Raw genomic sequence first — 20,233 nt, forward strand, 5'->3', positions numbered from 1 at the left:
TTCGGCTACGTATCATCACCTTGGTAAGCCGTTACCTTACCAACTAGTTAATACGCCGCGGGCTCATCCAAAAGCGACAGCTGACGCCGTCTTTACCCGACCGACCAGGCGGTCAGTCGGTTGATGCGGTATTAGCACCTGTTTCCAAGTGTTATCCCCCACTTTTGGGCAGATTGCCCACGTGTTACTCACCCGTTCGCCACTCGCACTTAAAACGCTGAGTGCAAGCACTCATTGTTAAAAGATTGCGTTCGACTTGCATGTATTAGGCACGCCGCCAGCGTTCGTCCTGAGCCAGGATCAAACTCTCATTTTAAAGTTTGTGACTCATAAATTTTACTAGCGAATTGACTTCGCAAATGTTGTTTGCGCTTATCATTAAGATAAGCGACCTCACACATTTGATTTGTCGAAACTTTGTTCAGTTTTCAAAGATCTACTCATTATTTAAATGCTGTGCTGTCGAGGTGACAACTTTATTAGTTTACCATACCCAGATAAAATGTCAACCAAAAATTTTAAGTCTTTTTAAAAACTCTCAACAAGTGCTTGACTAGATTACTGAAAACCCGATAACCAATCAATCAGCATATATAAATATACATTCAATTAAACATTCCGTCAAGTAGTATTTTCAAACTATAAAATTCCATACTTTTAAAATCCATATTCAAATAAAAATACAGAAAATATAGTTCGTTTTTTCCTAAAATTAAAGTTCTTATAACATGTATTATAACTAAATATAAAGCATAAACACAAACTAAAAATTAAAAAATTGACAAAATAAAAAAGTTACTGACGAAAAATACATTCAACAGTAACTTTTCAGCAATAGCTATTTATTTTCTTCAGGTCGCAAAGTTGGGAATAACAAAACATCGCGAATAGAATCTGCATCAGTCAACAGCATAACTAAACGGTCAATGCCGATCCCTAAACCACCTGTAGGAGGCATTCCATATTCCATTGCTTCCAGATAATCTTCATCAATTCCTTCAGCTTCCTCATTACCTGCTGTTCGTTCCTTAGCCTGAGCTTCAAAACGTCCACGTTGATCGATCGGATCATTCAATTCTGTAAAGGCATTGGCATATTCATTACCTAAAATAAACAATTCAAATCGATCTGTAAATCTTGAATCATCGGCATTCTTTTTAGCAAGTGGTGAAATTTCAACAGGATGACCATAAATAAATGTCGGATCAACTATTTTTTCTTCACAAAAATCCTCAAAGAATTGGTTGATAATATGCCCCACTTGCCAATAGGGTTCATAATGAACATTATTTTCGTCAGCCAATTTTTGTGCATCTTCCAGTGACATTTCTTGCCAGAAATCAATGCCCGTTACTTCTTTAATCATATCAACCATATGAATCCGGCGGAATGGTTTATTAAAATCAACTTCATTACCCTGATACGTGATTTTATTATCGTCAGAGACAACTTTACATGCAGCCTTAAAAATTCCTTCTGTCTCATCCATCACATCGGTAAAATCAAAGTAAGCAGCATATGATTCAAGCATAGTAAATTCTGGGTTATGTTTTGTATCGATCCCTTCATTACGGAAAACTCGCCCGATTTCATAGACACGTTCCATACCTCCGACGATCAACCTCTTCAAGTGTAACTCCAAAGCAATACGCAGATACAATTCAATATCCAATGCATTATGGTGCGTTTTAAATGGACGCGCAGATGCACCACCAGCTTGATTATGCAAGACTGGTGTTTCAACTTCTAAGAAACCTTCGCCATCCAAATAATTTCTAACTGCTGCAATTATCTGACTACGATGAACAAAGCGTTCATAGCTCTCGTGGTTCGTGATCAAATCTAAATAACGTTGACGATAGATTTGTTCAACGTTTTGTAAACCATGATATTTATCTGGCAAAGGGCGCAAAGCCTTAGATAAGAAAGTCAATTTAGTAACACGTAAAGTCAACTCTCCCATATCAGTCTTTATCACATCACCAGTGACACCCAAAAAATCACCTAGATCGGAACGTTTGAAAATATGGTAATTATCTTCTCCTAAAATATCTTTACGCACGTATAATTGCATTTTACCAGTACGATCTTGAAGGTCAGCAAAACCAACCTTCCCCTTACCACGCTTAGCAACCATCCGTCCTGCAATTGTCGCGGTGATATTCAAGTCACCCAATTCTTCTTTACTTAATTCCTCATATTTTTGATGCAGATCTTCATTGTATGAATCCCGATCAAATCTATGTCCAAATGGCGCAATACCTTCATCGCGTAATTCATCTACTTTTTGGCGCCGGACCTTCAATTGATCATTCATTGACTGTTGATTAGCCATCGATTACCCTCTCTTTCCACTTTTACATACAAAAACAGTATAGCACACCAGTCTTTTAAATATAAACTAACTTATTTAAAATAATCTACCAGTATCTCATTGTAAGTTAGTATAACTACTTTGCATTAGCTTTTTCTTTGATCTGTTGCAATTCTTCTTCCGTAAATTGATACTTTTTACCACAAAAATGACAAACGGCTTCTGCGCCATGGTCTTGTGCGATCATCTCATCAATTTGATAAGCAGGTATTGATGACAAGGCTTCAGCAAATCTGTCCTTATTACAATCACACTCATATTTCACTGGCAAAGTATCCAATACCTTGACGTTTTCTTGACCCAAGATCTCGTACAAAATCTCTTCAGGTGTTTTTCCATCTTTCATCATCTGCGACACCATCGGTATCTCATTCAAACGTTGCTCCAAATGGTCTAAAACATCGTCAGTTGCGCCAGGCATAACCTGTATCATAAAACCTCCCGCCGACTCGATCAAATTATTATCTTTAACAAAGACTGATAATCCCACTGCCGAAGGGATTTGTTCTGACTTGGCAAGATAGTAAGTAAAATCCTCACCTAGTTCACCTGACACTAGCGGAACTTGCCCAGTAAATGGGTCTTTCAATCCCATATCTTTGGTGACTGATAACATACCCTGTGTCCCAACCGCGCCTTTAACGTCGATCTTATGGTTGTCATTCAATGGTAAATGAACGTGTGGATGCTGCAAGTAACCTTTAACAGTCCCATTGGCATTACCATCCACGACAATCCCACCAACTGGGCCATCACCTTGGATCTTGACAGTCATTTTTTCATTGCCTGACAAAGAAGCAGAGGATAATAAAACTGTTCCCACTATACTTCTGCCTAATGCAGCTGAAGCTGCACTCCAAGTATCATGTGCTTTTTGCGCATAAGCTACCGTCTGTGTCGCGTCAATTGCATATGCACGTAATTGACCATCGTAAGCTAAACTTTTAACTAAATAATCAGCCATGTTTTTCTCCTTTATCTCTAAAAATACTCAAATTATAACTTTCTGTGACGCATCTAAAAATCTAGCATTCACAAAAATAATTCAATATTTTTTTACCTGAATTATACTCTCTAATAAAACTACCACTAAAAATATACCTACAAATTGTAGCATATTTATTTTTACTATAAAAATAAATAGTGAACAGTTTTGTCATACAACAAAACCATTCACTATCAAAAGTTAATCAGCAATTTTAACCATTTTTCTCATCATGATCATCTTCATGAGGATAAAATGTTTCCGTCTGATCGAAAGAGGTCTCATTATCAGAATCTTGTTTCTGCTCATCTTTCTTTTCCGCTTCTTTACGTTCAAGTGCCTTTTTAGATTCTTCAAAAGTAGCAGCTTCTTTTTCACTTGGAAACTCATTTGTTTCATCAGATGGCATCTTACCTGTCTTGTAAAGACTTAAGATTTGCTTTTCATCTAAAGTTTCGTACTGTAACAATGCCTCAGCGATCGTCTTATGTTGTTCTCTGTGATCTTGAATAATTTGTTTAGCGCGTTCCATTTGTTCATTGGAAATACGAATAACCTCTTCGTCGATCACGTTAGCGATCTGACCTGAATAATTTGGTTGCCCAGCATACTGTCCAGGAGTCATTCCACTTTGCCCTTCATATTGAACTGGGCCTAATTTATCACTCATACCATATTGGGTAACCATTGCACGTGCCATTTGCGTAGCTTGCTGAAAGTCATTAGAAGCACCAGAAGATTGAACGTGGAAAATTATTTCTTCAGCAGCACGTCCACCCATTAAACCAGCAACTTGATCTTGCGCATCTTTTTTAGACAATAACGCCTGATCTTCTTTAGGCAACATAATCGCATAACCGCCAGCACGTCCACGTGGCACGATAGTTACTTTATGAACGACCCGAGCATCATTTAAGACCAACCCAATGATCGTATGCCCAGCTTCATGGTAAGCAACAGTTTCACGTTCACGTTTATTGATAACACGGTCACGTTTAGCGGGACCAGCAATTACGCGGTCTTCAGCTTCGTCAAGATCAGTGGCATCTACCGCTTTTTTATTACGACGAGCAGCTAGTAAAGCAGCTTCATTAAGCAAGTTTTCTAGGTCTGAACCCACAAATCCTGGTGTTTGTTTAGCGATCATCTTCAAGTCAACATCTTTAGCTAATGGCTTGTTTTTTGCATGAACTTTTAGAATTGCTTCCCGCCCTTTAACATCAGGACGGCCAACAAGGATCTTACGGTCAAAACGGCCCGGACGAAGTAAAGCGGGGTCCAACACATCAGAACGGTTGGTAGCTGCCATCACGATGACACCTTCATCGCCCTGGAAACCATCCATTTCAACTAACAACTGGTTCAAGGTTTGTTCACGTTCATCGTGACCGCCGCCCATGCCGCTGCCACGTTGACGTCCAACCGCATCAATTTCATCAATAAAGATGATCGATGGAGCATTTTTCTTAGCATTTTCGAAAAGATCACGCACACGGCTAGCACCGACACCAACAAACATTTCAACAAAATCAGAACCAGAAATGGAAAAGAACGGTACTCCTGCTTCACCAGCAACAGCTTTAGCAAGTAAAGTTTTACCGGTACCGGGAGGACCTTCGAGCAAAACACCGGAAGGGATCCGCGCACCTAAAGATAAGAACTTACGTGGATCTCGCAGAAATTCGACAACTTCGACCAATTCCTGTTTCTCTTCTTCTTCACCAGCGACATCAGAAAACCGAATCTTATTATTCTTTTTCTCAACAGGTTTAGCTTTAGACTTACCAAAGTTCATCACTTTGCCATTGCCGCCACCTTGACCTGCTTGGCCGATCATCATATAGAAGAAGAAAATCATAAAGACAACTGGTAACAAATAAACTAATAATTGAATCCAAATGCTGCTAGATTCTTCTTCTTTGGCACCATTTTTCACTTTATTTTTCTGGGCATACTTTTGTATCTGATCAACCGAGGAATCATTTGTCAAAACATTAGTCGTAAATGACTTAACTTTCGGAGACTGAACATTGCCAAGACCATTAAAACCATTGGAATTATCTTTAGCTTTGTGCGGCTTTTTATAATTACCACTGATTTTATAAGTGCTACCCGAGGGCTGCATTGAAAAATCTTTAACATTGTCCTTCTGAAGTTGAGTTACGAATTGGCTTGACTGGATCTGTTCTGTACTAGAATCCGATTTATTACCGAAAAAGTAGTACATCACACCCATTATTCCAAGGAAAATCACAATATAAAACAGACTATTTTTTAGTAGTCCATTTTTCTTGTTTTTCATAGTTTTCCTCCTTAAACCTTTTCAACACGTCAAAAGACGGCCGTTAAAAGTATAATAACACATTTGACCTTATTTGACTAATGTTGACTATTAATTATCAGCATAAATTTTTGGCTTCAAAACACCCACATACGGCAAATTACGGTAGTGCCCCAAGAAATCCAAGCCATACCCCACAACAAATTCATTGGGAACATCAAAGCCCACGTAATCAGGAGTTACTCCTTCAACACGCCGCTCTTTTTTATCCAACAAAGTACAGATCTTAACGGACTTAGCATTACGATGTTCAAATAAGTCCACTAAAGTCCGCAATGTTCGGCCGGTATCAATAATGTCTTCAATGATCAAAACATGCCGATCTTCGACGGAAACATCCAGATCCTTGATAATTTTGACAGAACCGGAAGAAACTTGTGCATTCCCATAACTAGAAACGTCCATAAAGTCTAACTCGCAATATGTATCAATTTCGCGCACGATATCAGACATAAATAAAATTGCACCCTTTAAAATACACACCACCAGCGGATTTTTCCCTTCATAATCTTGTGTGATCTGTTTGCCTAATTTTTGCGAAACACGAACTATATCTTCTTTACTATACAAAACCTTTTCAATATCATCATTCATGAAGCAACCTCTTTTCCCCGCTTATTTTCCTATAAATTACTATGTAATGAATTTTATCATTTACGTCTTGCCGTGACAAATCAGATTTCTTATGCCCTACGACCCATAATAATTCATGTGACCCATTACTAACTACCCACACCTGTTCTCTTTTATTAGATGGGATTTTTTGATCGATTAAAATTTTCTTTACTTTTTGAGGACCAGCTAAAGTCAATAACTTATCACCATTTTGACGATGACGAACATCCAAATATTTCACTTTGGCACTTAACTGCAAAACATCATCATCTTCGCCAGTGGGCGTTCCAACTGGAAACAAACCAATCTTTTCAAAAGGGCTTAGTTTGATCCATTTATTTAAACGAAGTTGTCGTTTAAAATCTGACTGAATTTTAATAGAACAACTAGCTTTATCCCTAAATCCAAAGTTTCCATAACTCTTATAAAAAAGATATTTACCTTTAACATCGATTTTACCTTGAGGACGGGAAGTATTTTTCAATAAAGAAACCATCTCTGTTAACTGGCTTTCGTTTATTTCACCAACATTATCCGTACAGATCAAACGCAAAGAAGCTCTTTTCTCTGCTGATGTTAACGTCCGCCACTTACTTAACAGATAACCATCTAGTGTAGTTAATTGTTCAACTAGCTTGCGAATTTTTGAATCTGCCACCTCTAAAAGATCGGCTAGTTGCTCTTGATAGGAAACTAGATGTCCTAATAAATTAGGAGCTTCTTTTTTTAAAGTAGGGATCACATGGTGTCTAAGCCGGTTCCTTAAAAAGTCATCAGTTTGATTAGTGCTATCCTCGAAATAAAGTATCTGATTTTTGTTTGCATATTCATATAAACTATCCTTAGAAAAAAATAGCAATGGCCGTGATAAGTCGAATTCAGCCATAAAAGATCGTTGTAAGCTGATTCCTTGTAACTGATGTAAATCTCCGCCACGAATAAATTTCATCAATACTGTTTCAATCTGATCATCAGCGTGGTGAGCTGTTAACAAATGTTTGATCTTGTACTGTTGCATAATATCTGAAAAAAAGCTATAGCGAAAAATACGTCCCGCCTCTTCAACACCTTGATCAGGATGGTCGTTTTTCTCCCATCGTACCGTATGAAATTTCAATTGATGTTTTTTACAATACTGTTCAACATATTTTGTTTCCCACTTACTTTCAGGTCGAAGACAGTGATCCACTGTTGCCACATGTATTTCAGGTTTAAGTGTAACTGGAAGTCGTTGCAATAGATCCAACAAAACCATTGAATCCACACCACCAGAAACTGCTACTAAGATAGCTGCTTGCTTTATTCCAAGTTTTTTATAGATCTCATGGAAGTCAAAATTTAAATTCATCTCTAAATTTTCCACCAACTTTCACAATATTTTTTAATTAATGAATTAGGAGGTACAACAAAGTGAGCTCCGTTGTGCCTCCTAAAATTACTATTAATAAACCTAAGTTAACTCCGGCGACCGCCACGTCCGCCTCGTTTACCCTCAGTATTTCTCTTCAATGAAGTTAAACGTTCATCACTTTGCTTCATAAAACCAGCCAACAAGGAATCAAAATCATCCTTTTTATGTGATTCATTTTTGTGTGAACTGTAACTCCTTTTTTTATTATTGTTATGGTTATTAGACCGGTCATTAAAACTCTTCCCACTATTATTATGTGGACGTGATTTTGGACCATGTTCACTGTGAGAATGTCCTTGATGGCCATGGTTTTGATGTGATTCTTTTGCCTTTCTGATCGAAAGAGCGATCTTGCCATCATCAGAAACCGACAAGACCTTAACGGTCACCTCATCGCCAACTGAAAGAACATCATGAATATCTTTTACAAATCCGTCTGAGATCTCGCTAATATGAACTAAACCATTCTTATGTTCACCTAAGTCGATAAACGCACCAAAATTTGTAATACCTGAAACTTTACCAGTTACCTTTGAACCTACTTCAATTGACATATAAAATTTTTGTTCCTCCTAAGAAAATGTCTATTACCAGTATACCACGACACTAGACCGATTTGTACAAAAAAAGAAGTGCGACTGCACTTCAACTAAAATTAAAAGCAAAATTGTAACAATTTAAATGCGAAATATGCTGCTTAATTGTCATTTGTAACACTTTTGGATTGATTTTCTGGTAAATTATAAATAGTCTCGTTTTTCTTCGAGTAATAATACCGTTCTCGGATATACTTTTGCAGATATTCAGGATCCTTAAGTTGATCGACCTGCAAATTCAACTCTGAATTTTTACTTTTTTGTTCCGTTAACTCTTTCTTTGCCGTTTCAGTTTGAGTACCGATCTGACTAGCCTGGGTATAATTCTTCACGATCCGAACTGAACAAAACAAAGTCACTATTAGCGCAAAAGCAATTAAAAACTGCATTTTATGCCGATGCCTTTTTTGTAGTGCCTGTTCTTTTTTTTGAAAGTCGCTAGCAGAAGTTTGCTGACGATAATATTCATTATTTAAAACTTTGACATTAGACTTTTTACGTGCCATCAGCAAACACCCTCCGCCTCTTTAATTTATTGCTTACAATACTTTAATTGTAACAAGAAAGACCGGAGATTTCTATTAACTAGTTTTAAAAAAACAATAAAAAGGCCACTTAAAATTTCGCTAACAAAAGCGTACTTTAAGCAGCCTTAAAAAAAGACAGTTCTTTATACTATATCCGGTAATCTCTTTTATAATCTTCTGAGATAATTTCATAAAGTTCTTCGGCTTCGCCCTTTTTTGTTGTATCTTTTAAATCACGAACCTTAATAGTCAGTGTCTTATTACCAAAATTAATGACCAAAGTATCACTAATTGCGACATCAGTCGATGATTTAGCGACCTTATCATTGATCGTGATCCTTTTTTGGTCAGAAATTTCTTTAGCAACTGGCCGTCTCTTAATAATACGTGCAACCTTTAAAAACTTATCTAATCTCATTTTTTCACCTCATTCGGTCAAATTCTACGTAATAAACATTATTTAGATAATTTGTTTCTTTCTATTATTTTACTCCCACCAGGAAGTGTTTCCCACTCCTCTTGAGTAAATAAATGACTTTTGAGCGCACATCCAATAAATAAAACTGCACCAACTATGATCATCAGTGGCACAAACGCTAAACAGTTAACACGATTCAATGCAAAAAATAATGTCCATATATATTCTAAGAAGATAATTCCCACGATCATCAAAACAATGCAGACCACTAATTTACAGATAAAAACCAAAAATTCATTCGGCCGTTGCCTTACACTTCTGGGTAATATCAAGATCAACACCAATAAAGCTGCACCTAAACTGATGATCGTACAAATCGAAGCCCCAATGATACCATAAAGTTTTATTAACCAAGCGTTAAGTAATATTTTAGTAACTAAAGCCGTAACAACTGCCAGAAATGTTCCAAAAAAATTACCCACACTTTGCAAAATAGAATTATAGATACTGATTATGGAAATCAAAGGTACGCTAAGAACATAAATACTGATCGTCAGGCTTAAATTTGAATCTCCAAATAATAAAGTATTGAGCTGTGGCATCAAGCATATCATACCTGCTGTGGCTGCAACTGACAACGCGCTGCCAATGTGTAACATCCCAGATGAAACATTTCGATAAACATGAATTTTCTTTTGTTTCAACGCAGCAGTTAAAGATGGTAAAAGAGTTGATGAAAAACTAATGGCGATCGTCATACCCAGTTGAACTAAAGGCTGTCCCCTATCATAAATCCCTTTAGTAAATTTAGCAGAAGTTACACTTGAGCCAAATTCTTTTAGTGCATTCATCACCGTAAAAGAATCTACAAGTTGTAAAAATACCATTAACGCTGAGAACAAACAAATTATCATACCGTCCTTAAAAATTAACCGAAATACTTGATAATAATCTGCTTTAGCTGCACTAAAATCAGCCTTTTTCAAAAAATATCTCCAAAAAGTTAAAAATGTAAGGAGCGCAACAATGGCACCGAAAACTGATCCAAGCATTGCTAAAGAACCCGTCTTATACACGTCCCATCCAAAGTTACTTGATAATAATGCGACGCCAATGATCAAAGCCACACGTACAAACTGTTCACTAACTTGCGATATTGCAGTTGGCATCATTTTAAATGTTCCTTGATAATAACCCCGTGCACTCGCTAAAAAGGGCATCAACAAAAACATCCAAGAAACACTTGAAATCAATGGCGCCAATTGAATGTCCCCCATCCACGAAGCAATCACTTTCGCATCAACCTGTAATAACAAAAATATCACAATTGCTAAGCATGACAATAAGGCAAAGACTTGCGAAACTATTTTCATTCGCTGTTTTTCATCGTCTTTTTGGGCGACTAATTTAGAAATAAAAACTGGCAAACCATTTAAAGCGAAAGTCATGCCGATCCCATAAATTGGATAAACTTGTTGATAAACATAAAAGCCGGTATTACCGACGATATTTTGAAATGGAATACGATAAATGGCACTTAAAATTTTAGCAACCAAAGCCGCTACCGCTAAAACCAATGCTCCATTCATCGTTTTTTTCATTTGTTCATCTTTCACTACTTATCAACTGCTTTCTGCTTGGGAATAGCTAATTGTTCAGTTAAGCTTTGTACTAATTTTTGTAATTGATACAACACGTCAGAATTTTTCATTTTCGGTTGAATGACTAAAACTATCTTCATCTTATCTGTCCCTGGTTCTAAGGTCGCGCTAAATTTGGTTTGTGCAACTGCCTTTAACAACTGTTTAGCTTGAAATGTTCGAGTTGCTTTTTGGCTAAGTTCAACACTGATTTTTTTATCATTTTGCTTGATCGATTCAACCATTGCTTGGTCCGCATACATCTTTAACAAACCAATATCAAGTAGAGATTCGACCTCATCAGGATACTCACCAAAACGATCGATCAGATCTTCTTGCACTTCAACATACTCATCTTTTGACTGAAACTGTCTAACACGTTTATAGATCTCGATTTTTTGGCGCGGATCTTCAATATACGTCCCTGGCAGATACGCCTCAACATTTAAGTTGATCTCAGCATCTGTCTTTTCTTGAACTTTTTTGCCTTGCTTACGTGCAACAGATTCATTAAGCATTTGCGTGTATAGGTCATAACCAACCGAATCAATAAATCCGTGTTGTTGTTTACCCAAAATATTCCCTGCACCACGGATCGACAAATCACGCATAGCGATTTTAAATCCCGAACCTAACTCTGTAAAATCTTTTATAGCTTCAAGACGTTTTTCACTAACTTCGTTTAATATTTTATCTTGTTGATACATAAAATAAGAATACGCTACTCGACTAGAGCGACCAACACGGCCTCTTAATTGATACAACTGAGCTAACCCCATTCTATCCGCATTCTCAACAAATAACGTATTGGCGTTAGGAATATCAACACCGGTTTCAATGATCGTTGTAGTTACTAAAACATCATACTCACTATTGATGAAATTATATAAAATCCGTTCCATTTGATTTTCACTCATTTGACCGTGAATATAAGCGATCCTAGCCTCTGGTATTAAGGCTTGTAACTCATCAGCAACTTTTTCGATATCAGCAACTCTGTTGTGTAAATAAAAAGCTTGACCGCCCCGTGCCATTTCACGTCTGATCGCATCAACGACCACACCATAGTTTTGTTCCATCACGTAGGTTTGGATCGGATAACGATTCATTGGTGCCGTTTCGATCACTGATAGATCCCTGACACCAAGCATTGACATATTTAATGTACGTGGGATCGGTGTGGCAGTCAAAGTTAACACATCAACGTTCGATTTTAATTGTTTCAGTTTTTCCTTATGTTTGACACCAAAGCGCTGTTCTTCGTCTACGATCAACAGACCAAGGTCGACAAATTTAACATCTTTTGATAATAAGCGATGAGTCCCGACTACAATATCACACATACCATCACGGGCATCCTTGATAGTCTGATCAGACTGTTTTTTAGTTACAAAGCGTGACAAAATACCGATTTCAACTGGAAAACCAGCAAAGCGTTCAACCAAAGTTTCGTAATGTTGTTGTGCCAGAACGGTCGTTGGAGCAAGAAAAGCAACCTGTTTACCATCTTGTATCGCCTTAAAAGCAGCCCGCATCGCAACCTCTGTTTTACCGTAACCAACATCACCAATCAAAAGACGATCCATCGGCTTTTCCTTTTCCATATCATGTTTGATCTCATCTGCGCTCCGTAATTGATCAGATGTTTCTGTATATGGAAATGCATCTTCAAATTCTTTTTGATAACTAGTATCCTTAGAAAACGCAAATCCCTTTTCAGCCTCACGTTTAGCGTACAAATCAACTAAATCATCAGCGATGTCTTCGATTTTACCCGCAACACGTTTTTTAGTCTTAGTCCATTCACTTCCACCCAATTTATTAATGCGCGGTGTTTTAGCTTCCGAAGATACATATTTTTGTACGCGATCTAACTGACTAACAGGAATAAATAATTGTGCATCATTTTGATAGTCGATCGTCAAATAATCCTGATGTTTTCCATCGACTTCCATAGTTTGCATACCCATAAAACGACCGATACCATGATTTACATGTACAACATAATCACCTTTTTTTAGGTCAGTATAGCTTTTTAAGCGCTCGGTATTTTTCATTGTTTGACGCTTAGGCTGTTTTTTAGTTGCTTTAGCAAACAACTCATTTTCAGTTAAAACAACCAAATTCGCTTGCGGTAATTCAAAACCCGTCTGTAATGAACCAGCAACGACTTGAACCATCTTTTCTTGCAAACTATCTTCTTTAGTAATAATACTTGGAATTTCAAAATCGTCTAAAGTTTGCGAAACTTTCGCGATCCGTTCATTATCAGGGATAAAGATCACGACTGTTTGTCCCTGTTTGCTCCAACGGTCAGATTCCGTCTTTAATAATGGCATCTGACCAAAAAATTGTTGTACTGCACGTGCCTTGATATCAAGCATTTGATTAAAACGTAAATTACCCATACCTTTTTGAAAAAGTGACAAAAAGATCTGCGGGTGCTTATCATTTTGTTCCCTAGTACGTACATCAACTGATAATTGTGTATCTGGTAAAATGCTATGTTCTTTTAACTTTTCAGTCAGCCACTCTGCATTTTGCGTTTCAACATCATTCTCTTTATCTAACAAACGTGAATAATCATCAAAGACTACTATTCCATCTGGCCGTAAATAATCTAACAATCCATTCTTATCAGGCATGATTTCTGCAGCAAAAACATGGTAAGCATCAGTTAAATTACCTTTTTGCAGGTCACTGACTATCACTTCAAAATTACCTGACAATTGTTTTTTATCTTCTGGATCGTCCAACTTTGCCAAATATTTTTTATACTCTTTTTGAATATTTTTTGACGCTGTTTGCAAGTCTTTTTGAAAAGCGATGAAGTCTGTTGCTGGCATCACCACCGCTTGTTCGATGTTTTTGACACTTCTTTGGTTGGTAGAATCAAACAAACGAAGTGAATCGATCTCTGTATCAAATAAATCACAGCGTAATGGATATTCCGAATTTAAGCTATAAATATCTAAAATAGAACCTCTAATAGCAAAGTCACCTGGACGCTCGACCATTTTCTGACGAGTATATCCCATTGTACCTAACAAGCGTACTGTTTCATCTAAATCGATCTTTGCGCCTACTTGCAATGCAAACTGACTCTTTTTCCAGACATCTGGTGCAGGTAAAAACCGCGTTAGGCCAGCAGCGGCAGTTACGATGATTGCAGGTTCTTGACTAACTAACGCATTCAGCGCTAAGACTCGCTGACCTTTAAAATCTGGTGAGCTGGTTGCGATCTCTTCAGCTATCATTTCATCGACAGGAAATAAGTAGACTGAATTTTCATCCACTAAATTAGTCAAATCATCCACTAACCGCTGAGCATGATACAAATCGTCAGTCACAACTATCTGTGTTTGCTTTTTTTTAAGAAATAATTCGGCTAGCATTACCGTTTTAGACGAACCATTCAGCCCCGTTAATAGATGATGGCCAGTCTGTAAATTATCCTGCCACTGATGATACTCCGAGATCTCTTCAAATAGATCAGTAATCCTCATTAGTTTTTTCTCCTTCTAATTAAAATGATTCATTGTATTCATAAAAGTATTACCCTCTAACCAGTACTCGATCGCATCGGCTGCATGATTAAATGCATCTTGCATAGCTGGTTTTTCATCTGTAGAAAAACGTGATAAAACCCAATTTACAACTGACATCTGTTGCGGGTGATCGATTCCAACCTTGATACGTTTAAAACCCTGGGTATGGGTATGTGCAATCACACTTTTGATCCCATTATGTCCGCCAGCTGAACCTTTTTGGCGTAAACGGATCCGTCCAGTTTTTAAATCCATATCATCATGAACAACGATCAAATCAGAAACGTCAATATTGAAATAATCCATTAACGGTCCGACTGCTCGACCAGAATCATTCATAAGAGTCGTCGGTTTAACTAACAGTACTTTTTCGTTGCTAATAAAAGCCGTTGCAATCAACGCCTCAAATTTTTCTTTGTTAAATTCCACGTTATAGCGGTCTGCTAAATTTTCAATCACTGAAAAGCCGACGTTATGACGTGTATTTTCATATTTACGTCCAATATTACCTAAACCAACAATCATTTTCATTTATTTACATCCTCTATTTTTTATTATCTTGTGCGCAACATAACTTTTATGCCGCACTGGTTAAAACGTTTACACCAATCTTATGCACCAAAAACGGCCGAGGTTTCAAAACAACCCCAGCTGCTGTGTACTGACTTGAAACCAATTATAGCACATTCTTTCATAACTTTTGAAAAAATTGCCTCATTTTTTGAAATTATTTATCACACTTTCTGAAAACATGTTATACTATAAGTGTGTTAAAAATGTCACTTAATTGAGAAAGGACGATTTGTTGTGTCTATTACACAAAATCATCAAAAAGTTATTTTAGTTGGCGACGGAGCTGTTGGTTCTAGCTACGCCTATGCTATGGCTATTCAAGGTATTGCTGAAGAAATTGGTATCGTTGATGTTATCAAGGAACGTACTGAGGGAGATGCCTTGGATCTAGTCGACGCTACAGGTTACACATATCCGAAGAAGATTTATTCTGCTGAATATAGTGATTGTTCAGATGCTGACCTTGTAGTTATCACTGCAGGTGCTCCACAAAAACCAGGTGAAACTCGTCTCGATCTTGTCAACAAGAACCTTAAGATTCTATCTAGCATTGTTAAACCCGTTGTAGATTCCGGTTTCTCAGGTATCTTCTTGGTCGCAGCTAACCCTGTTGATATCTTAACATATGCAACTTGGGAATTTTCTGGCTTTCCAAAAGAACGTGTCTTAGGTTCAGGTCCTTCACTGGATACTGCCCGTTTACGTGTTGCAATGTCTGATTTAACAGGGATCAAAGACCCTCGTTCAATGCATGCTTATATCATGGGTGAACATGGCGATTCAGAATTTGCTGCATACTCTTCTGCAACAATTGGTGGCGTTCCATTCTTGGATTGGGCAAATGAACATGATATTACTCAAGATGACCTAGACAAGATGGAAAATGATGTCCGTAATAAAGCTTACACAATTATTCAAAAGAAAGGTGCTACTTTCTATGGTGTTGCTGCTGCTTTATCACGTATCTCACGTGCTATCTTACGTGACGAAGATACAGTCTTGCCAGTCTCAGTTTGCATGGATGGTCAATATGGCTTAAACGATATTTACATCGGTACACCTGCAGTTGTCAATGCTAGTGGTGTCAAACAAATCGTTGAAGTTCCCTTAAGCAAGAAAGAACATGACCAAATGACATCTTCTGCTAAAACCTTGAGAGGGATTTTAGCAGATGGTATGGAAAACTTGAAAAAGAGTCAAGAAAACTAATTAAAATCAATTTATAGAGAGTGAGACAAAAGATGCTTTGAAGCCGATTTTGGAACTACGGTCACATTATTTTGGGATGTCGCAAAGCGAAGGATCAGAATAACACAATCGTTGCTACAGTCAGGCTTCAATCTTTTGAACCACGTTTAAAGGCCGTTGATTTACTCCATTTTAATGGGATAGATCGACGGCCCTTTTAGAATCGCACGGCTAAGTTATGTCCCAGCTCTTTTTTCTTTGCAAAAAAAATTTACCTTTGTCCTGACTTTCACGCACAAAATTACATCTTGTATTTAAAATTAACTGTCTATTAAAATTCATGTTGATTTACTAACACATATTAAGACACAATAATTTTAAAGTTCTTATTTTATAGTGTTCTAACGTAATAGTATGTTATCATTAAATTATCATAAACCATTTTTGTAAAAGTGAGGAATTTATATGCTGCTAAAAACTTTGATCAAACCAAAAAATGAATTAACTACTGTTCAAGAAGACTTTACCTTGCAACAAGCACTTGATGTACTAGAAGATTCAGGCTACCGCTGTGTACCAATTTTAGACAAAACTGGTAAAATTTTCCGTGGAAATATTTATAAAATGCATATTTACCGTCATAAATCACGTGGTGGTGATATGTCTTTACCTGTAACTCACTTACTAAAAAACGCTTCGAAATTTATATCACTTGACTCTGCATTCTTTAGTGTTTTCTTTACGATCCGGGATCTCCCATATATCACAGTTCTTGATGAAAAAAACAACTTTTATGGCATCTTAACTCACAACCGACTATTAGAAATGCTTTCACAATCGTGGAACGTCAATATTGGTAGTTATGTTTTAACCGTCGTTTCAAGTGATGAACGTGGAGATTTAGTGGAAATGGCTAAGATTATTACTAAATACACATCGATCTCAAGCTGTATCACCCTCGATGTTCAAGCAGGAGAACTTGTCCACCGTACAATGTTCACCTTACCTGCTGATGTTTCTCACGATAAATTAGAAAAAATCGTAGCCAACCTTGAACGTAAAAACTTCAAAGTTCCAGAAATTGAAGACCTACAAGGTTAATATTGCAGAAAAAATACCTCGAAACTAATTTGTAACTATGCCCGCGTTATTCTGGTCCCTTGTTTTGTTATGGTCCAAATAACGCAAGCATCATTACAGTAAGATTTCACTCTTTTGGAACACATTTAAGGGCCGTCAGTTACTCCATTTAATAGGATAAACTGACGGCCCCCTTTTTATATCAAAAAGAAACATGAACTCCTAATCTTAACTTTGACAAACTTCCACTACCAAATCGACAAAATCCCGTTTAGGATGAAATTCATCATGTACGATATAAGTCATCTTGATGACCTTCCACGCCACTTGATTATCACCGAGCATTAGATTATCACCCACATGTGGCACAAATGGAAGTTCAACCATCATTTTACCAGAACCCTTTGAAATTGGAGCATTAGAATTAATTTGAGCACGAAACATAAAGCTTCCTCCCTCATCGTATTATTAAATAGCACGCTTATAATACAACGTAGCCTATGACCACTTAATTTCAGCGGCACTTTTCAATAAAATATGTAATTCTTTGTTCACAAGTTTAATGACGCTTTTTTTTATGTACAACAGATAAGCCGACACTAACTTTTAAGGCTTGATCAACTAATCCCATATTGTGTGGATCCAGGTGCATGATTTTTTCACGTAACCGTTGTTTGTCAATTGTTCTGACCTGCTCAAGTAAAACAACGGAATCTCTTTCTAAGCCAGCCTTTGACTTTTTTAACCCAACATGAGTTGGCATTTTAGGTTTAGCGATTTTTGAAGTGATCGCTGCAATCACAACAGTTGGACTAAATTTGTTGCCAATATTATTTTGAATTACCAAAACTGGACGCATACCACCTTGTTCTGAACCAACTACTGGTGATAAGTCTGCATAATAAATATCGCCTCGTTTTATTTCTTTATCGGACATTCACTGCCCCCCTCTTCCCATACTACTGATTTTAAAAGCTAGAAAGATCTCTTTCACAAGATAAAAATTCATGACAAATCTCTTTATTCAAATCTGCCATCTCACAATAACCAGTCACCAATGCATGCATGCTAGTCCGTGTTTGAACCGCATAATCAAGTGCTGCCTGGTCATTTAATAAAACGTGGGGTGGAATTGAAAAATAATCACAAAACATCTGTAACTCCTCTTGACTCAACAAACTACCTGAAATTTCGTTATTTTGATTTTGCATTATATCCCACCACTATTCCTTAGTTAAGTGTCTTAAATATTAACACTAAACTCACAAAAATTAAACTAACCAGCTAGAAAACAACTATTCATTCCAAACATATACTCGTTGTACTCTTTCAGTCAACGCACTAATAACTTCATAGTGAATCGTATGCACATAATCAGCAACTTGCTGTGCAGTGATAGTATTTTTGCCATTCGTACCAATCAAAGTGACTTTAGTTCCAACCTTAAATTGATGCGGTAACCTGACCATGATTTGATCCATACAAACTCGTCCCACGATCTCACAATACTGGCCGTCTACTAAAACCGAAAAGCCTTGTAAACTACGTGACCAGCCATCAGCATAACCGATCGGTATCGTACCGATCCATTCATCGCTTGACGCAAGATAAGTTTCACCATATCCGATCGTTGCACCCTTTTGAACTTGCTTAACAGCGATCAATTGACTAACTAATTCTAAAGCTGGGCGTAATTTCTTTGGTTCAGTCAGTTCTGTTCCTGATGGATTTAAACCGTACATCCCAATTCCATAACGCACCACATTACCAACAGAGCCGGAATGCCACATCGCCGTTGCGGTATTTGCACAATGAACATAGCGTGGCAAAGTAGGCACGATTTTAAGCATTTCATTTAAATTATTAAGTTGCTGTTCAAAATAATATGTTTCTTTCGAATCTGCACTGGCAAAATGGGTAAACAGCCCTGCAAATTCAAATTCCTCTACATATCGATCAAGGCGGCCTAATGCCTGTCGCAAATCATTCGAACAACGGAAACCAATTCGCCCCATCCCCGTGTCTAATGCCAAATGAACCTTTAATTTTAATTGACTTTGACGCAGTAAAGGCGCAGCTGAATCCAAGAAGGATACATCACCGACTGAAACAGATAAATCATTTTGCGCCATTATAACAGCTTCCAGTGGATTATTAACTCCTAAAATCAAAATTGGCTCAGTAAATCCAGCTTCTCGCAAAGCAAGACCTTCATCGATCAAAGCCACACAAAAGCCGCTAGCGCCTGCATCTTTCGCTACCCTGGCAACAGGAAGAAGGCCATGTCCGTAAGCATTAGCTTTCACAACAGCAAATAATTCCTGCCCTTTTCTTAAACGTGATACTTCCACTGCTACATTATGATAAATAGCACCTAGATCAATCACAGCTTTAGTCTCACGATGTCTTCCTACGACCATAACCTCACCACCAAACTTTCTTATCTTTCTATCAATACTTCAGTCAATACAAGTTTTTCAGTATGCGAAATTGAAACAGCAACATTAACTGCACTTTTTAAGGGATGTTGTGTAACTTGTGGTTGTCCAGATTCATCGTTTAAAAGCTCAATATCCTGAAATGAAAGCTGCGAACCAATTCCTGTTCCATAAGCCTTACTATAAGACTCCTTAGCTGAAAACCTTCCGCCTAAAAACTCGAGTTGTCTTCTGTTAGAGAGATTCTCATATATCTCTAGCTCATTAGCAGTCAATACCCGACTCGCAAAATTACTACTTCTCTCTTGCGCACGCTTGATCCGCGCAAGATCTGTAATATCTACTCCCACTCCAACTACCACAACTCGGCCTCCATAAAAAAACAAAGATTTACTATATTTTATCAAAAATATGCAACAATGTTTAGTAACTAGAGAAATTTAAAAAATTAAATTTAATATCCGCCCCAAAAAAGGCAAAAAAGAGGCTGGGACAAAAC

The 20,233-nt window shown here is 37.4% G+C and carries 18 protein-coding genes and 1 rRNA gene; 2 read left to right on the plus strand and 17 right to left on the minus strand.

Annotated features, from left to right (window positions below):
* The 12 genes from LACPOB_RS0100500 to pth form a co-directional block, all read right to left on the minus strand.
* Nucleotides 1-316 (minus strand): 16S ribosomal RNA (locus tag LACPOB_RS0100500); the annotation flags it as partial.
* Between the two features lie 522 nt (nucleotides 317-838).
* The gene (lysS, locus tag LACPOB_RS0100505) at nucleotides 839-2,335 is read right to left on the minus strand and encodes a lysine--tRNA ligase (RefSeq protein ID WP_017866890.1); all 1,497 of its coding nucleotides are present in this window, start codon (nucleotides 2,333-2,335) and stop codon (nucleotides 839-841) included.
* 115 nt (nucleotides 2,336-2,450) lie between these two features.
* Nucleotides 2,451-3,338 carry an Hsp33 family molecular chaperone HslO gene (hslO, locus tag LACPOB_RS0100510; RefSeq protein WP_017866891.1) on the minus strand — a complete coding sequence of 296 codons (888 nt, stop codon included), beginning with the start codon at nucleotides 3,336-3,338 and terminating at the stop codon, nucleotides 2,451-2,453.
* Nucleotides 3,339-3,573: 235 nt separating this feature from the next.
* On the minus strand, nucleotides 3,574-5,661 hold the full coding sequence (gene ftsH, locus LACPOB_RS0100515) for an ATP-dependent zinc metalloprotease FtsH (protein WP_017866892.1): 2,088 nt from the start codon (nucleotides 5,659-5,661) through the stop codon (nucleotides 3,574-3,576).
* Between the two features lie 90 nt (nucleotides 5,662-5,751).
* Nucleotides 5,752-6,294 carry a hypoxanthine phosphoribosyltransferase gene (gene hpt, locus LACPOB_RS0100520; protein ID WP_017866893.1) on the minus strand — a complete coding sequence of 181 codons (543 nt, stop codon included), beginning with the start codon at nucleotides 6,292-6,294 and terminating at the stop codon, nucleotides 5,752-5,754.
* On the minus strand, nucleotides 6,287-7,663 hold the full coding sequence (tilS, locus tag LACPOB_RS0100525) for a tRNA lysidine(34) synthetase TilS (RefSeq protein WP_017866894.1): 1,377 nt from the start codon (nucleotides 7,661-7,663) through the stop codon (nucleotides 6,287-6,289). Before tilS ends, hpt begins: the two co-directional genes overlap by 8 nt.
* A 107-nt stretch (nucleotides 7,664-7,770) precedes the next feature.
* A complete protein-coding gene (locus LACPOB_RS0100530; protein WP_017866895.1) occupies nucleotides 7,771-8,280 on the minus strand; it encodes a S1 domain-containing RNA-binding protein in 510 nt (169 codons plus the stop codon).
* A 143-nt stretch (nucleotides 8,281-8,423) separates the two neighbouring features.
* Nucleotides 8,424-8,828 (minus strand): FtsB family cell division protein, encoded by a 405-nt coding sequence (locus LACPOB_RS0100535; protein ID WP_017866896.1) that lies wholly within the window; start codon nucleotides 8,826-8,828, stop codon nucleotides 8,424-8,426.
* Nucleotides 8,829-8,997: 169 nt separating this feature from the next.
* Entirely contained in the window at nucleotides 8,998-9,267 is a 270-nt protein-coding gene (locus tag LACPOB_RS0100540; protein ID WP_017866897.1) for an RNA-binding S4 domain-containing protein, read from the minus strand.
* A 38-nt stretch (nucleotides 9,268-9,305) separates the two neighbouring features.
* Complete coding sequence (locus LACPOB_RS0100545; protein WP_017866898.1) at nucleotides 9,306-10,883, minus strand: putative polysaccharide biosynthesis protein; 1,578 nt, start codon at nucleotides 10,881-10,883, stop codon at nucleotides 9,306-9,308.
* Nucleotides 10,883-14,413: a transcription-repair coupling factor gene (gene mfd / locus LACPOB_RS0100550; RefSeq protein WP_017866899.1), complete on the minus strand. Its 3,531-nt coding sequence runs from the start codon at nucleotides 14,411-14,413 to the stop codon at nucleotides 10,883-10,885. Before mfd ends, LACPOB_RS0100545 begins: the two co-directional genes overlap by 1 nt.
* A gap of 15 nt (nucleotides 14,414-14,428) precedes the next feature.
* On the minus strand, nucleotides 14,429-14,986 hold the full coding sequence (gene pth, locus LACPOB_RS0100555; RefSeq protein ID WP_017866900.1) for an aminoacyl-tRNA hydrolase: 558 nt from the start codon (nucleotides 14,984-14,986) through the stop codon (nucleotides 14,429-14,431).
* A 276-nt stretch (nucleotides 14,987-15,262) separates the two neighbouring features.
* On the opposite strand from pth, the gene LACPOB_RS0100560 reads away from it, so the two are divergent.
* Together LACPOB_RS0100560 and cbpA are read left to right on the plus strand one after the other, a co-directional pair.
* A complete protein-coding gene (locus LACPOB_RS0100560; protein WP_017866901.1) occupies nucleotides 15,263-16,237 on the plus strand; it encodes an L-lactate dehydrogenase in 975 nt (324 codons plus the stop codon).
* Nucleotides 16,238-16,681: 444 nt separating this feature from the next.
* Nucleotides 16,682-17,317 carry a cyclic di-AMP binding protein CbpA gene (gene cbpA / locus LACPOB_RS0100565; protein WP_017866902.1) on the plus strand — a complete coding sequence of 212 codons (636 nt, stop codon included), beginning with the start codon at nucleotides 16,682-16,684 and terminating at the stop codon, nucleotides 17,315-17,317.
* A 207-nt stretch (nucleotides 17,318-17,524) separates the two neighbouring features.
* Here cbpA and LACPOB_RS0100570 read toward each other — a convergent pair whose 3' ends face one another.
* The 5 genes from LACPOB_RS0100570 to acpS form a co-directional block, all read right to left on the minus strand.
* Entirely contained in the window at nucleotides 17,525-17,740 is a 216-nt protein-coding gene (locus LACPOB_RS0100570) for a hypothetical protein (protein ID WP_017866903.1), read from the minus strand.
* Nucleotides 17,741-17,855: 115 nt separating this feature from the next.
* Nucleotides 17,856-18,233 (minus strand): type II toxin-antitoxin system PemK/MazF family toxin, encoded by a 378-nt coding sequence (locus LACPOB_RS0100575; protein WP_017866904.1) that lies wholly within the window; start codon nucleotides 18,231-18,233, stop codon nucleotides 17,856-17,858.
* A gap of 31 nt (nucleotides 18,234-18,264) precedes the next feature.
* A complete protein-coding gene (locus tag LACPOB_RS0100580) occupies nucleotides 18,265-18,507 on the minus strand; it encodes a hypothetical protein (RefSeq protein WP_017866905.1) in 243 nt (80 codons plus the stop codon).
* An 84-nt stretch (nucleotides 18,508-18,591) separates the two neighbouring features.
* Nucleotides 18,592-19,716 carry an alanine racemase gene (gene alr / locus LACPOB_RS0100585; protein ID WP_017866906.1) on the minus strand — a complete coding sequence of 375 codons (1,125 nt, stop codon included), beginning with the start codon at nucleotides 19,714-19,716 and terminating at the stop codon, nucleotides 18,592-18,594.
* 20 nt (nucleotides 19,717-19,736) lie between these two features.
* Nucleotides 19,737-20,096, minus strand: a complete 360-nt coding sequence (gene acpS / locus LACPOB_RS0100590) for a holo-ACP synthase (RefSeq protein WP_017866907.1) — start codon at nucleotides 20,094-20,096, stop codon at nucleotides 19,737-19,739.
* Between the last annotated feature and the right edge of the window lie 137 nt (nucleotides 20,097-20,233).

Origin of the sequence: Ligilactobacillus pobuzihii E100301 = KCTC 13174 (assembly GCF_000349725.1) — a bacterium.
Lineage (GTDB): Bacteria > Bacillota > Bacilli > Lactobacillales > Lactobacillaceae > Ligilactobacillus > Ligilactobacillus pobuzihii.

Coding starts and splice junctions, on each gene's coding strand:
- LACPOB_RS0100570 (WP_017866903.1), bottom strand. CDS start 17,740: ATGTTTCGTGCTCAAATTAATTCTAATGCTCCAATTTCAAAGGGTTCT.
- lysS (WP_017866890.1), bottom strand. CDS start 2,335: ATGGCTAATCAACAGTCAATGAATGATCAATTGAAGGTCCGGCGCCAA.
- LACPOB_RS0100580 (WP_017866905.1), bottom strand. CDS start 18,507: ATGCAAAATCAAAATAACGAAATTTCAGGTAGTTTGTTGAGTCAAGAG.
- LACPOB_RS0100535 (WP_017866896.1), bottom strand. CDS start 8,828: ATGGCACGTAAAAAGTCTAATGTCAAAGTTTTAAATAATGAATATTAT.
- LACPOB_RS0100540 (WP_017866897.1), bottom strand. CDS start 9,267: ATGAGATTAGATAAGTTTTTAAAGGTTGCACGTATTATTAAGAGACGG.
- ftsH (WP_017866892.1), bottom strand. CDS start 5,661: ATGAAAAACAAGAAAAATGGACTACTAAAAAATAGTCTGTTTTATATT.
- pth (WP_017866900.1), bottom strand. CDS start 14,986: ATGAAAATGATTGTTGGTTTAGGTAATATTGGACGTAAATATGAAAAT.
- hslO (WP_017866891.1), bottom strand. CDS start 3,338: ATGGCTGATTATTTAGTTAAAAGTTTAGCTTACGATGGTCAATTACGT.
- LACPOB_RS0100530 (WP_017866895.1), bottom strand. CDS start 8,280: ATGTCAATTGAAGTAGGTTCAAAGGTAACTGGTAAAGTTTCAGGTATT.
- hpt (WP_017866893.1), bottom strand. CDS start 6,294: ATGAATGATGATATTGAAAAGGTTTTGTATAGTAAAGAAGATATAGTT.
- tilS (WP_017866894.1), bottom strand. CDS start 7,663: ATGAATTTAAATTTTGACTTCCATGAGATCTATAAAAAACTTGGAATA.
- alr (WP_017866906.1), bottom strand. CDS start 19,716: ATGGTCGTAGGAAGACATCGTGAGACTAAAGCTGTGATTGATCTAGGT.
- mfd (WP_017866899.1), bottom strand. CDS start 14,413: ATGAGGATTACTGATCTATTTGAAGAGATCTCGGAGTATCATCAGTGG.
- LACPOB_RS0100575 (WP_017866904.1), bottom strand. CDS start 18,233: ATGTCCGATAAAGAAATAAAACGAGGCGATATTTATTATGCAGACTTA.
- cbpA (WP_017866902.1), top strand. CDS start 16,682: ATGCTGCTAAAAACTTTGATCAAACCAAAAAATGAATTAACTACTGTT.